Below are 14,273 nucleotides of genomic sequence, written 5' to 3'. Positions count from 1 at the left end.
CGTAAATATGGGAGGATTACAAAATGAATCTTAATCAAGAATGGTTTAATGAAATGATTGACCAGGATAATCAAATTTTAGAAACTTATCGTGAATTATTACTGTTAATTGGAAACTTCCAAGAAGAATAATGGAATTCAGCTATCTTTTAGTTTATTTTTAGTCTCAATTCTATGCGTTAAATATTTTGCATACTCAATCAATTCATTTTCTAATAGTGGTTTATCTTTATCCGGAATACTTTTATAACTTTCGTACAAATCTTGGGCTAAACGTTCTACAATTAATTTTCGATCTTCCGTTGTAAGAGCTTCACTATCACCAATTTTATGATTTAGGAGTCGATCAGTACTTACATTAAAATAAATGGAGATCTTTTGGAGCATTTCAAAACTTGGTTCTTTCCTGTTATTTTCCCAGTTGGAAATAGTACTACTAGCGACTCCTAAAACATCACCAAGTTCCTTCATATTTAATCCTTTAAGTGTTCTTAGAATTCTAACATTTTCCCCGAAATAATTCTGTATCATTTATTTCACTCCAATCGATATATTCACCTTCGGGATATAAAATTGCTTCGTAGGTGAAAAAAATTCACCATTGGGATAAAAAAGCTTCCCGAAAGGATTGACACTCTACTTTAAGGAGAATAGAATGTAATTAAGGGGGTGAGAAATTGACTGTTATACGAAATATTAGAGAATCAAGAGGGTTAACAATTCAAGAGCTGTCGGAGGCTTCTGAAATACCCGTGAAAACTCTGTATCACATTGAAACTGGTACAAAAGGAGTTATTGAAAATAGAGCGAAGGTTCTTGCCGATATTTTCAATGAACCAATTGAAAAACTGTTTTTTGCTACGTACTATCGAGCAAGATTAGAATGAAACAAATTTCATTTACTCGTTAAACAATAATTATACATCTATATTGTAAATGAACAATACAGAAAAAGGATAAATTAATTAGTATTTTTTAAGTTAATAAAACTGAAAATTGAGTTTTTACTGATCTTTGAAAACTGCATATTATATGAGGGAGCTGTTAGTCATGTTGAAACGTTCGTATCAAATGCTACTCATTACAATGAGTACGCTTCTTGTAGCATTAAACTTCCTATTTCCGTTTACTAAGGTAAGTGCTGAAGTAATTCAGCGTGAGCAATATAAAATGGATTGGAGTTATAGCCATCAATACGGGAAAGATGTTAGAACGGAACTCCTCAAAAATTCTAATGGGCAAATTGCGTACTGTCTTACATATGGACTACGTTCACCGAATGGTGAGGATCTTCCAGAAGTAGGGCGAACAGATAATGTGGTATATAGAGTTTTAATGAATGGATACCCACAGAAATCCCCACAAGAATTAGGTGTTTCGAATTGGAAGGAAGCTCATTATGCAACGCAATTAGCGGTTTGGAATGCATTAGGACAATTATCTATTTCGGAGCTTGAGCATCGTAATGCTAATGTCGAAAAGGCAGCTAAGGAAATTATTTATGCGGCGGATCATAGTAATGAAACACAAGAAACTTACATGAATGTAATTCCAACTAATAATCAAGAAGCAAAACTTAATGGTGAGTACTTTGAAACGAGTTTGTACCAAGTAGAAAGTAACGCTAAAAATGGTGTATTCACTGTAAACCTTACAAATGCACCGAATGGTACAAAAATTGTTACTGAGAATGGAGAAATGAAAGAACAATTCCAATTAGGAGAGAAATTCCGTATTTTGGTTCCGAAATCCTCTAATACAGGAAACCTTTCCTTAAAAATCACTTCTAACCTAGTCTATTTACATGCAGTTGCTTACAAAGGAACTGATAAAATTCAAGATGCTACCGTTCTATTAGAGCGTAATGAAGAAAAAGTAAGTGCAGATTTAAATATGAATTGGAAGTCAGTAGGTCAAATAGAAGTTATTAAAGTAGGAGAACAAAAAGAGGTATTACAAGGTGCCGTATTTGATGTGTTTAATAGTATGAATGAAAAGGTTGGTACTATTACAACAAATGAACAAGGAATTGCTAGCCTTTCTGATTTAGAAATCGGAACTTATACTCTTAAAGAGGTAAAATCACCTACTGGTTATGTAATGAATGAACAGCCACAACAAATTGAAGTTAAAACAGGTGAGGTTGCAACAATTACAGTACAAAATACGAAGGTAAAAGGAAACATCGAGATTAAGAAATTAAGTGACAGTGGAAAAATACTTCCAAAAGTAGAGTTCACAGTGTATACAGCAGAGGGAAAAGAAATCACAAAAACAACTACAAACGAGCAAGGGATTGCACAAGTGAAGGATCTTCCGTATGGAAAGTATTATTTTGTTGAGACAAAAGGGGTAGAAGGATATCTTCTGAATCAAACTAAATATCCATTCGAGATTAAAGAGCAAGGAAAGACGCTAACATTCACAGTCGAAAATAAAGAAGTAACAGGAAACGTGCAACTTCTAAAAGTAGATGGAGAGAATCCAGATAAAAAATTAGAAGGTGCAGTGTTCGTTCTTCAAGATAGTAAAGGGAAGAAAATAAGTGAGCACAAAAGTGATAAAAACGGTTTGATTGAAGTGAAAGACTTACCATTTGGAGCATACTCATTTGTTGAGAAGCAGGCACCAACTGGCTATGTTTTAACGAAAGAATCTATTCCTTTTAGTATCTCGGAACAAGGAAAGACAATCATGCTAACAGCGAAAAATAAGCACATCATAGGAGAATTGGAGATTAGCAAGGTGGATATTGCGGATGGCAACAATAAACTTCCTAACGCTGAATTTACTATCTTTAACGAACAAGGAAAAGAAGTTGCAAAAGGCAAAACGGATGAAAACGGCATTGCAAAATTCAAGCTTTCATATGGAAAGTACACGTATAAAGAAACATTCGCACCAGACGGCTATTTACTGAATGAAGAAATATTCTCTTTTGAAATTAAAGAGGATGGTCAAATTATTAAGCACACGGTGAAGGATCAGAAGAAACCGACACCACCTACACCAGAGACACCAAAACCAGAACAGCCAGAACAACCACAAAAACCAGAAATACCACAAAAGCCAGAGCAACCAGAAGCACCACAACCGCAGGTACCGGAACAACCAAAAGTAACCGAAAAACCTGTCATTCCACAACTAGAGAAACCACAACAGATTGTTATGAAACCACAACTAGAACAAACACCAAAGAAAATCGAAACGTATCTTCCAACAACAGGCGGTAAAGCTGAAAATCCATACATAAAATGGATTGGTCTTGCATGTGTCGTACTTGGCTTAATTGGAGCTGTATTTGCAGTAAGAAACCGTAAGAAAGCTCAATCATGATATGAAAGAATATGAAGCTCATTTTAGTGAAGTAGATGAAAATCCGTTAGGGTTTGCTATTGGATTTCGAAATGCATGCATACTCGTAACTCCCATTTGGACAGTTGTTTTTTGGATAGGGAGCAAGATATAAGAAACCGAGAGGGAGATGAAATGAAATGCCAGAAATCTACGTCGGTAAACTGAAAAATTTAGGGAAACCTGGGGAAGACGTTATGCAGCGCAAGAGTGCTTGGTTACCTGAAGAATTGATGCAAGCAATTTCAATCGCTCAAACTGTAATTAAGCCATTAAAGCAACATGATTATTGGATAGAATCCGCTACAAAATTATTGGCAGGAAGTATTTTGTATCTGGATCAACGGCATAAAAACCTATATTACCTAGATGTGAAAAAAGTTATTGAATTCACGGAAAAAATATATGAGAGTGAAGCGAACTTGGTAGAAGTAGTAAATTCGCTCGAGAATGAGCATCCAGCTTATCATATCTTCCATGAGCTAGGTCTTTATTCAAAAGAAACAAGGGATGCGATAACTATCACTTTGCTATACATTCTCGAAAAACATCAACGTGAAAAGCAAGAGGAACAAAAAGAGTATTTTTGGTTTCAGTAGTAGTCAGAAGAGGGAAATGAAATAGAAAGGAGTGCAATACATGTTAGGCGTAGCTAAGAAGTATACAAAGGTGATTAGAGCGTTGAAAGAACTGAATGAAGGGGAAAAGGTTGCAGGTGTAATAAAAGCTCGTTTTGGAACTTATAAAACGGTCATAGAAGGTGTGAAGAAAACAACAGATGATTTTATTTTCATTTTTGATCCGAAAGGCATCTTTTATGAAGATACCCATCAAGAAAAACGAAAACAAGGATATCAAATCATTAAACATGATTTACTAACTGGTTATGGAACACTACAAATGGATCTAAAACAAAAATCCGTTGTGTACATCAGTGTAGAAACGGAAACGAGTACGTATCAAGAGAGAGGAGAAGCATTATCAAATTTTCTTCAATATCTAACAGAATGCAAGAATATAAGACCGATTCACCTGGTATTTCATCAATATGATTTGTACCCAATCCCTCATATGGAGCAGTTTTTAAAAGAAAGCGCAACATACCACATTCAGCATTCAATCGTAGTTGAATCTCAATCCGCATTACAACACATATACGGAAAAGAAGCAGCGCAACGCATCATAACCTCGTATAACACAACAATCCTAGCATGATATGAAGCACTCGTTCACTATTTCATCCTATCTAGATGGCTAGAAAACTAGACAAGGGAGAAGCGTTATTCTCCCTTCTTTATCAAAAATAGGAGGCGTTCATATGGGAAAAGAAAAAAGACTCACATTTTATGATATTGCGGCATCACAAGCTCATAGCGTTAAAACTTTTGATGGAAAAACATACGAACTGAAAGGTACCATCGCAATTGAAAATAGCACAGGAAGCATCGAAAAGGTAGCTCAAATTTATTATCAAGTGCGCTCGGTAAGAGATGAGCATCAAAACTTAATTGCTAAACGAAAAAATAAACATGCGGAATTAGTAGCTGTCAAACAAAAGTGTAAATAAAAAAAGCGATTTTGAAGTGTGCTGAGAACATAGCACAAAGTAAGTTGCTCTTTGACAATTTAAATATATATTGCGTATCTTTTCCTTTCAGTAATGTTGTAGAAGGATAGTATACGGCTTTCAATATATATGCGTGCCTCCCTTCGAAAGGTCACTAGAAGGGTTAGGTATACGGTTATCGTTGGGTGAGTAAGATCGTAAAACTCATCTGTGACCACTGGGAAATGCGTTGTATCAAAGACCTGTTTGTGTTAGTAATCGTGAGGAATATCCCATTTTGACATTCTGAAGAAGCGAGGAACATCACAACAGTAGATACATAAGGTTCTACGTTCACGCCAAAATACGTAGTGCGGTATTGGGCATATAGAAGCTAGGTCGGGATTAGTCTCTATACGCATGCCAATACAGGGTTCGTCATTCCAGCCATAAATGATATTTCCATTTTCTATCCCACTTTCCTTTAAATGTTATAAAATAAAGACAGATGTTGGAGTTTAAACGTGTCTCATCACACTTCAAAATCGCTTATAAAACTATGACATAGGGAGGAACATGCATGAGTCGTAAAGGGTGGATCATTTCCGCTGTTGTTGGACTGTTAATTGCAATTGGTATTGGTTCAACATTTGTCTTTAGTTCGGGAAAAGGGGAAGTAATGGAACTTAGTCCGTTAGAAATGAAGAAGTTCATGAGTGAGGATGGCACAGGTTTTGTTATGCTAAATTCCACTAAGAAGAAAAGAGAGAATTGGCTTCATATTATAAAAAAGGCAGCGCAGCAAGAAAAAGTTCAGATACAAGAATTGAATGAAAAGCGTGAAGATGTACCAGGTTCAAGCAACCCTTATGATTGGGGATTATCACAAAGAAGAGATTCCCTGGCTTATTATGAAAAAGGAAAATTGAAAAAAGATATTGATTTTTCCACATTTAAAGAGTCAGAACTTGAAAAAGAAGTTAGCTATTTTGTTCAAAATTGCAAAGAGCAATATCAGAAGTAATCACATAATCATTGAAAGGTGGTGATATAGTGGCGATTACACAGAGGGAATTAAAAAAAGAAAAAGATATGGTAGCAAATTTATTAAGAGCCAATGGTCAGGATTATAACCATTGGCTTCATTTACATCATCAGAAATACATTGAAGAAAATCAAGATTTAGTAATGAAAGCTTTACAAGCTTATAAGGCAATACCTACAGAAGTGAAAGAAGACAGCAAGGCGAATGAATCAAGTCAGCTTAGTAACGTATAAGCACTTAAAAATGAAAAGGGAGTGAATGTATATGTCAATGTTGGAAACATTATCTCAAATGTTAGTGTTAGGTGATGCGATGGATGGTCTAATTAATACAGGGAATTCTTTTATTGCATGGATGCAAAGAGGGGCAATGGTTAGTACAGCGATTGTATTTTGCTGGGGCGCTTATCTACTAATTTGGGGCGGTGAACGAGGAAGACATAAATGTATATGGTGGTTTCTTGGCGGGGCAGCCGGACTTGTTATCGTAATGGGATGCCAATACTTAGCGGAGAGCGTAAATAGCAATGTAAAATTTGGTCAAATCTTATTCCCGTTTTTCTGGATGAAATAGTGAAAAAATATAATTAAGGCAATGAGGAGGCTATGCAAAGGGTATGGCTTTTTTTGTTGCCTTTTTTCATGGAATTTAAAGTAAATGAGAGAAAGGAGAAGCCATGTTTGTCATTTTTAAGAGTAGCAATGGAACTGAAATTGAGTCGGGTAAGCAATATTCGTTTCATGAAGCTTATATCTTAACGAAGCGATTAGAACGAGTTTATAGAGAGGAAGGGCGGCAAGAACATATTGATTTTGATTTGTTAGATGGTCATTCTAATGAAATTTATAACGGTACGTTATCGCTTGGTTCGAGATATGCAGATCACATTTTTGATCACATTTCTAAAAAAATGAATGTGATGCAATTAGATCCGGAACAAGAGGAACAAAAAAAGGAGTTGTTAGAAACGTTAGAAAGGGAAATCAATGATTCTCCTTTTCATGAAGAATATGAATATCAAGAAGCGTTACCAGTAAAAAAGGAAGAAGCCTCTTATAGTCCATCGAATGAAATAGAGCAACAAGTAAAGCCTGGAAAGGAAAATAGAAAAGGATTTAAGATTATTGCGAGTGTCATAGGAAGCATGGTGTTAATTGGAGCTGGTGCCATATTTGCCTTTAAGTTATTCTCTTCCGAGCCAGTTTCGAGTGCAAATGCTGGTTCTGAACAATATGTAGTAAAAGGATTACAACAGGCAGCCATTCAACAGTATGGAGAAGCCGTTAAATACTTCGATAAGGTCAATTACACAGAATTAGATAAAGATAGTCAGAAGGCAGTTTTATTTACTTATTTATTAAATGGAAAGGCAAATAAGGCATTACAATATGAGCCGAAATTTGCAGAAAGTGTGGTTGCTTATTTTATTGGGATAGACAACATGAATAAAATCAATGAAATTGATGTCAAAAATGATGTAATCGACTTTGAAAAAGCAGCACTTAATAAGAAATATGAGGAGGTAATTAAGCTTAAAGGGAAAGTCAATATGGACGGTAGACGTGAAAAACTCATTGTTGAAGCTTTTGTAAATCTAAAAAAATATGAAGATTGTTATTCTTTTGCCAAAACGCAAGGAAATAAAAACGTAATGAAAGAGGTCAAAGAATTAGAGAAACGTGATATTCAACAATCTACGATAAGTGAAGAGGAAAAGAAAATTAAGATTGAAAAAATTGATAAAGATCTACAGAACATCTAAGGGGGAGAGAATAACATGCCTTTAAATTATGAGAATCTGTACAAAAAAATGGGAATTGTTTTTCTTGGTGGTTCATTGATATTAAGTACGACAGGTTGCAGTTGGTTTGGAAGTAAGGAATCATCAAAAAGTAAATCAGCTATTACAAAAAAAGTAGATAAGAATAAGCCGGAGGAAAAGAAAGAAGATCTGAACAAACAAGATTTCGAAGCAATTACAGAGAATGCAATTCAAAGTAAGGATAATGAAGTTGCTTATGTACTCGAAGAGCTGGATAAATCAAAAATTAATTTTAAAGAAAAATCTATTGTAAGTAATCTTCAAAATGGGGATGACACCAATTCTCGTGTTCTAGCACTCTTTGATAAAGAAACAACAGATAAAACACTTCAAGATACAACAAAAGATAATGTGATTGCAGCTATTACGGATAATAAGCCACAAGTCACCGTGAATGGAGATCACTTTGCATTCGGCGATCAAAATATTGATTCTTCAGTAGCGAGTATAGGAGATATTCTTCCACCAGAGAAGAAACCAGATGCAATTGTGAACCTACCAATTATAACGGAGGGTGAGAATGGTAATACGGAAAGTACAGGGACAGAAAAACCAAAACCACCAATAGAGCCGGAGAAACCAACAAATCCAGAGAAGCCAACAGAACCGGAGAAACCAACAAACCCAGAGAAGCCAACAGAACCGGAGAAACCAACAAACCCAGAGAAGCCAACAGAACCGGAGAAACCAACAAATCCAGAGAAACCGACAGAGCCAGAAAAACCAACAGAGCCGGAGAAACCAACAGAGCCGGAAAAACCAACAGAGCCGGAGAAACCAACAGAGCCGGAGAAACCAACAGAGCCGGAGAAACCAACAGATCCAGAGAAGCCAACAGAGCCGGAGAAACCAACAGATCCAGAAAAACCGACAGAGCCGGAAAAACCAACAGAGCCGGAGAAACCAACAGATCCAGAGAAGCCAACAGAGCCGGAGAAACCAACAGATCCAGAGAAGCCAACAGAGCCGGAGAAACCAACAGATCCAGAAAAACCGACAGATCCAGAAAAACCAACAGATCCAGAGAAGCCAACAGAACCGGAAAAACCAACAAATCCAGAGAAACCAACAGATCCAGAAAAGCCAACAAATCCAGAGAAACCGACAGAGCCGGAAAAGCCAACAAACCCAGAGAAGCCGACAGAACCAGAGAAAACAACGAATCAAGAAAAGCCAGTTCTGAAACAAAATGAAAAGATGGTAGCGAGTAAATAAAGAGAAAACAACTGATTTTGCCAAAAAGGTACTCATAAAAAGAGTACCTTTTTAATTTGAAGATGGATTGAACAGAGGTGATACTTTGATATGTATAGTGAAAAGATATCAATCAAATATAAATTAGCTGAAAAAGAAGTACTCATTCCATTGAGTGCTTTTTTGTTTGTTGGAATGTTTTTGATCGCTAATTTTTTACTCAACTTATCTTTAGAGCTGATAGAAACAACATTTAGTGATTTATTACATCCTAAACCATTCCATATGGAGGTAGGATTTCTTTTTCAGATGCCAATTGCAGAACATCCAATTTACTACATGCTTGTTTTCCTTGTAGTGATTGGAACTATAGCAAGAACAGTGTACAAATTGAAATCTTCCTTTAAAAACTTAAATAATCATGAGAAAGGATCTAGTCGTTTTACAACAGTTGAAGAGCTGAAAAAGCAGTACCGAGCTGTACCAGATCGAGAGGAAACATTTAAAGGTGGCGGTGGTGTTGTTATCTCCCGATTAGGTGACAAGGTATTTATTGATGATAGTCCGGTAAATAATTTAATCATTGGTACAACTCGCTCTGGTAAAGGGGAAACCTTTGTATTTCCTACAATTGATGTCTATTCTAGAGCGGAACATAAACCCTCCCTAATTTTTAATGATCCAAAAGGGGAGCTCTTCAGTGCATCAAAAGAAACGCTGGAAGAACGAGGCTATCACATTGAAGTTTTGAACCTGTTAACTCCACTTGATTCTATGAGTTATAACTTATTGCAGCTTGTCAAAGATGCCTATAAAGACGGAGATTATTCAACGGCACAGGCATTATGTAAGACACTCTCACACACTTTGTATTATAAACCAGGTGTTAAAGATCCTTTTTGGCAAGATTGCGCTATGAGCTTATGTAACGCCATGATTTTAGCCATAACAGATAAATGTATTGCAGAAGGAACAGAAGAAAAAATAACGATGTATGCAGTAGCTAACATGCTATCGGAACTTGGTTCGAAAGAAATAATTATAGATCCAGAGGAACCGCCGAAAAATGCTTTAGATTTATATTTTGAGAATTTACCATCAGACAGTGTTGCGAAAATGCAATATGCAACTTCTAATTTCTCAAAAGGGCAAGCTAGAGGTGGTATTTTTACACAAACAATGAACGGGTTATCTATTTTTACATTTGATGAAATCGCTAAAATGACCGCAAAAAATAGTGTGGATTTAAAACGTGTCGGTTTTGGAAAAACAATAAAAGGAAAAGTGACACCTAGAAAACGAATAGAAATTGTATTTCCGGATGGCTCAAAGGAGTCTATCAAATCAGATATTACGGGACGTTTTGCATTAGATTTTAAGAAAGTAATAAAAGTTGGGGATACCATTCAATTTAATGAAAAAGGAAATAAGAAAAAGAAAACATCTATTTCTATTCTGAAAATAGATGAAAAGACAGGTGATACAGAATTTAAAGTAGTAGAAGAAAATGAAGATATACAAGTAATAACAGTGGACTATTTCGATAAACCAGTCGCTATTTTTATGATTACACCAGACTTTGATTCTTCAAATCATGTGATTGCTTCTATTTTTGTAAGGCAGCTTTATTTTATATTGGCAAAGGGTGCATCCCTCGCTCGTGGAGGGAAATGTCACCGTGAAGTGATTTTTTGCTTAGATGAGTTTGGAAATATGCCGAGTATTGAAGGAATGGCAAATATTATCACGGTTTGTCTTGGTAGAAATGTTCGCTTTAACCTTGTAATCCAGGCATATGCACAATTGAAAAATAAGTATGGTGAGGATGCAGATACGATTGATGGAAACTGTGGGAATACAATTTACATTCTAACTAACGATCAAGAAACCGCCGAGAAAGTGTCCAAAAAACTAGGGAATCAGACGATTAATCTATCTTCCCGAAGCGGAAAAGGTCTTTCTACTGATAAAAATAAAACGGAAAGTCTAGATCAACGACCACTGTTAACAGCAAATGAACTTATGAATTTTAAAGAAGGAGAAAGTGCCGTTATTCGTGTCATAAAACGTCAGGATAATAACAGAAAACGGATCAGACCTCGCCCGATTTATAATACGGGGGAAACAGCCTTAAAATACAGATGGGAGTACTTAGGAGTAGAGTTCGATACAGATAAATCTATTTTAGATATAGATATTGATTCTCTACATGATGATGTAAATCCAAAATCACTTATTGTAGATTTTCTAGGAGAAAGAAAATCAGAACAAATTGAGAAAAAAACATCAGAACCAGAACAGGAAGATTTGCCACCAGTAGAGACATCGCAGCCAGTAGAAGAGCCAACAATGATGGGTATTGATGAAGAGATTCCGGAAGAGGCATTTCAGCAGGAAGACAGCCCGTTTGATTCCCTTTCCATTGAAAACTGGAAAGAAAAAACGGTTAATGAATTTTTCGAATCTGATTTAGCAGTTTTGAAACTGGTTGATAAGTTCTTTTTAGCGCAATTAGGTAAATCAATAGATGAAGTTGAAAATCAAGAAATGGGCGAGTTTTACAGTGAATTTCAAATGTTAGCTCACAATGACCATATCGACAAAAGTGTCTATCAAGCAGTCGAAAACAAGATTAATCGAATCTTGCGTGATTTAGAAGAAAAAGAACAAGTAACAAGTTAGAAAAGCACTCAAATAATTGAGTGCTTTTTTGAATCCAAATTTAAAGGGGGAAGAGGTAATGGGTGTACCGACAATCACGGATAAAATGCAATTGATTTTAGATAGTTACTCGCCATTTGTAACAGAAGAAAATGAGGTCATTCTTGGGCTAGAAGATGCGGTTCTTTTCCTTTCAGTAGATCAGGAGCAAAAAGGAAAATTGATTATTCGTATCGACAGACTAAATGAGAGAGTGAATTGGACAGCAAAAGAAGTATTAGGGCAATAGCAAGCATGAGAGGAGGGTAAATTGTGAAAGATGAAGAGATTTTAAAAACTATAGAAGCGTTCTCGGATTATCTTCAAGTAGGAGACATCGTGAATTATGTATTACGTTGGCTAGGATGGTTCCTAATTGTAGGCTTATCTTTAGTTGTAGATGCTTTAGAAGGTGTGACAGATGCCATACTAGGGATTAAAGGATTCTTTAATTCACCGGAAATACAAAATTTTGTTGATATGTTATATCCATTGTTTGTCGTTCTTTTAGCCATTTCATTTTTATATATTGGCTACATGTTTATTATGAACAAACAAATGAATCGTTCTCAAATTATCATCAATATTTTCATAACATTGAGTGTACTTTGTTTATTAAGTACTGGTATGACAAAGGTTGATAAGTTCACCGATGACGCCATAGCGGTTGTAAAATCAGAACAAAAAGGCTCTTTGAGTGATGAAATTATTAAGAAGAACATAACGGATATTGCAGTAATAGATGAAAATAAATGGAAAAAGAAAGAAGACATGAATCCGAAGAATCATATTCCAGAAAAAAACATCAGGCAGATAGATATTACAGAAAAAATAGATAAAGATTTTGAATTTGCAAAGGATAAAAAGTTATCAGATGATGGACAGGAAATTTTAAAAAATAAAAGAGTGATGGATGGGATGGGAGTTGCATCTTTAGCTGAATTAAAAGATGGATGGTTTGATTTCTTCCCAGAAAAGTATTACCGATGGCATTGGAATTTCTGGAATATATTCTTTACTTTACTGATAACAGGATTAACGTTGTTATTAGTAAGTATTAAGTTAGCTAGACTATTTTATGAATTGGCATTTAACTATTTGTTAGCCAACATATTAGCACCAGCCGATATTGCGAATGGTCAAAAGTTAAAAGCCGTGTTATCCAATATCCTCAATATATTTATAGCAACGATTATGATATTCCTATCTTTGAAGCTATACCTAATAGGAACAGCTTTTCTCCATGACAAATTAAATGGTGTACCGTATCTGATTGCATTAGCGGCATTTAGTATGGCGGTACTAGATGGACCGTCAGTCGTAGAAAGATTATTTGGTATAGATATTGGGTTAAAAAGCAGTTGGGGCATGTTAGTAGGTGGTTTCGCACTTGGTAAAGGAATTGGCAGTCTCGCAAATTCAAAACCTATAAAGAGTCTCGGGAATATGATTGGAAAAGGAGCGAAAGGTGCAGCAGAAGGAACTGGTGTTGCAGCAGCTAAAACAGCAAGTGCGGCAGCGATGGCAACAGGTGGAATGGCTGGTCTCATAAGTGGCTTAAAAAATGGAAATGAGTCTGAAAATAATGATTCGTTGCAAGATCAAATGAAAAAAGCTGGTGAGAAGAAATCAAATGGAAATGATGAAGCAAATAAGGAAAAAGAAAAAGGTAACTTAAATAAGGAAAAAGATAAAAAGAATGGTGGTACGCCATCACTTCAAGAAGACATGAAAAAAGGAGGGAACGAAAACCCTGGGGTAGCGAATGGGCAAGAATCGGGAACAACAAGTCTTCAAGATGAAATGAAAGAAGCTGGAAAAGCAAATGGAGCAAATGAAAGAAATCAAACACCAGGAACAGTAAGACAAGGAGCAAATGAAGGAAGTCAAACGGCAGGAACAGTAAGGCAAGGAGCAAGTGAAGGAAGTCAAACGGCAGGAACAGTAAGGCAAGGAGCAAGTGAAGGAAGTCAAACACCAGGAACAGTAAGACAGGGAACAAGTGAAGGAAATCAAACGGCAGGAACAGTAAGGCAAGGAGCAAATGAAAGAGTTCAAACACCAGGAACAGTAAAACAGGGAGCAAGTGAAGGAAGTCAAACACCAGGAACAGTAAGACAAGGAGCAAGTGAAGGAAGTCAAACACCAGGAGGCGTAAGACAAGGAGCAAATGAAGGAAATCAAACACCAGGAGGTGTAAGACAAGGAGCAAATGAAGGAAATCAAACACCAGGAGGCGTAAGACAAGGAGCAAATGAAGGAAATCAAACACCAGGAGGTGTAAGACAAGGAGCAAATGAAGGAAGTCAAACACCAGGAGGCGTAAGACAAGGAGCAAATGAAGGAAATCAAACACCAGGAACAGTAAGACAAGGAACAAGTGAAGGAAGTCAAACATCAAGACCAGTACCAAGCGGAAGTAGTCCGGCACCAGTAGAAGCATCAAGACCAGTACCAAGCGGAAGTAGTCCGGCACCAGTAGAAGCATCAAGACCAGTACCAAGCGGAAGTAGCCCGGCACCAGTGGAAACACCAAGATCAGTACCAAATGGAGGAAGCTCGGCACCAGTGGAAACACCAAGATCAGTACCAAGTGGAGGAAGCCCGGCACCA

The 14,273-nt window shown here is 36.4% G+C and carries 14 protein-coding genes; 13 read left to right on the top strand and 1 reads right to left on the bottom strand.

Features of this window, described 5'->3' with window-relative positions:
* Positions 1-137 precede the first annotated feature (137 nt).
* Complete coding sequence (locus tag ACTFR3_RS27705; RefSeq protein WP_012263735.1) at positions 138-530, bottom strand: helix-turn-helix domain-containing protein; 393 nt, start codon at positions 528-530, stop codon at positions 138-140.
* A 146-nt stretch (positions 531-676) separates the two neighbouring features.
* Here ACTFR3_RS27705 and ACTFR3_RS27700 point away from each other — a divergent pair, with 146 nt between their 5' ends.
* The 13 genes from ACTFR3_RS27700 to ACTFR3_RS27640 form a co-directional block, all read left to right on the top strand.
* Positions 677-886 carry a helix-turn-helix transcriptional regulator gene (locus ACTFR3_RS27700; protein WP_440045043.1) on the top strand — a complete coding sequence of 70 codons (210 nt, stop codon included), beginning with the start codon at positions 677-679 and terminating at the stop codon, positions 884-886.
* 163 nt (positions 887-1,049) lie between these two features.
* The gene (locus ACTFR3_RS27695) at positions 1,050-3,335 is read left to right on the top strand and encodes a SpaA isopeptide-forming pilin-related protein (RefSeq protein WP_440045042.1); all 2,286 of its coding nucleotides are present in this window, start codon (positions 1,050-1,052) and stop codon (positions 3,333-3,335) included.
* Between the two features lie 158 nt (positions 3,336-3,493).
* Positions 3,494-3,952: a TRAG family protein gene (locus ACTFR3_RS27690; protein WP_440045041.1), complete on the top strand. Its 459-nt coding sequence runs from the start codon at positions 3,494-3,496 to the stop codon at positions 3,950-3,952.
* A gap of 40 nt (positions 3,953-3,992) precedes the next feature.
* Complete coding sequence (locus tag ACTFR3_RS27685; RefSeq protein ID WP_440045040.1) at positions 3,993-4,568, top strand: hypothetical protein; 576 nt, start codon at positions 3,993-3,995, stop codon at positions 4,566-4,568.
* Positions 4,569-4,671: 103 nt separating this feature from the next.
* Entirely contained in the window at positions 4,672-4,920 is a 249-nt protein-coding gene (locus tag ACTFR3_RS27680) for a hypothetical protein (protein ID WP_000514061.1), read from the top strand.
* A gap of 559 nt (positions 4,921-5,479) precedes the next feature.
* On the top strand, positions 5,480-5,923 hold the full coding sequence (locus tag ACTFR3_RS27675) for a hypothetical protein (protein ID WP_440045039.1): 444 nt from the start codon (positions 5,480-5,482) through the stop codon (positions 5,921-5,923).
* 29 nt (positions 5,924-5,952) lie between these two features.
* A complete protein-coding gene (locus ACTFR3_RS27670; RefSeq protein WP_440045038.1) occupies positions 5,953-6,177 on the top strand; it encodes a hypothetical protein in 225 nt (74 codons plus the stop codon).
* A gap of 31 nt (positions 6,178-6,208) precedes the next feature.
* A complete protein-coding gene (locus ACTFR3_RS27665) occupies positions 6,209-6,517 on the top strand; it encodes a hypothetical protein (RefSeq protein ID WP_000062187.1) in 309 nt (102 codons plus the stop codon).
* 103 nt (positions 6,518-6,620) lie between these two features.
* Positions 6,621-7,706: a hypothetical protein gene (locus ACTFR3_RS27660; RefSeq protein WP_440045036.1), complete on the top strand. Its 1,086-nt coding sequence runs from the start codon at positions 6,621-6,623 to the stop codon at positions 7,704-7,706.
* A 15-nt stretch (positions 7,707-7,721) separates the two neighbouring features.
* A complete protein-coding gene (locus ACTFR3_RS27655) occupies positions 7,722-8,981 on the top strand; it encodes a hypothetical protein (protein WP_440045035.1) in 1,260 nt (419 codons plus the stop codon).
* 90 nt (positions 8,982-9,071) lie between these two features.
* On the top strand, positions 9,072-11,642 hold the full coding sequence (locus tag ACTFR3_RS27650; RefSeq protein WP_440045034.1) for a VirD4-like conjugal transfer protein, CD1115 family: 2,571 nt from the start codon (positions 9,072-9,074) through the stop codon (positions 11,640-11,642).
* 58 nt (positions 11,643-11,700) lie between these two features.
* On the top strand, positions 11,701-11,910 hold the full coding sequence (locus ACTFR3_RS27645; RefSeq protein WP_057526733.1) for a hypothetical protein: 210 nt from the start codon (positions 11,701-11,703) through the stop codon (positions 11,908-11,910).
* Between the two features lie 23 nt (positions 11,911-11,933).
* Positions 11,934-14,273, top strand: a 2,340-nt coding sequence (locus ACTFR3_RS27640) for a pLS20_p028 family conjugation system transmembrane protein (RefSeq protein WP_440045032.1), incomplete at its 3' end; no start/stop codon positions are given.

The sequence above is a fragment of the Bacillus cereus group sp. MYBK14-1 genome (assembly GCF_051916885.1).
Classification (GTDB): Bacteria; Bacillota; Bacilli; order Bacillales; family Bacillaceae_G; genus Bacillus_A; species Bacillus_A cereus.
Note: the sequence above shows the minus strand (reverse complement) of the source record. Positions and strands in the feature narration are given on the sequence as shown.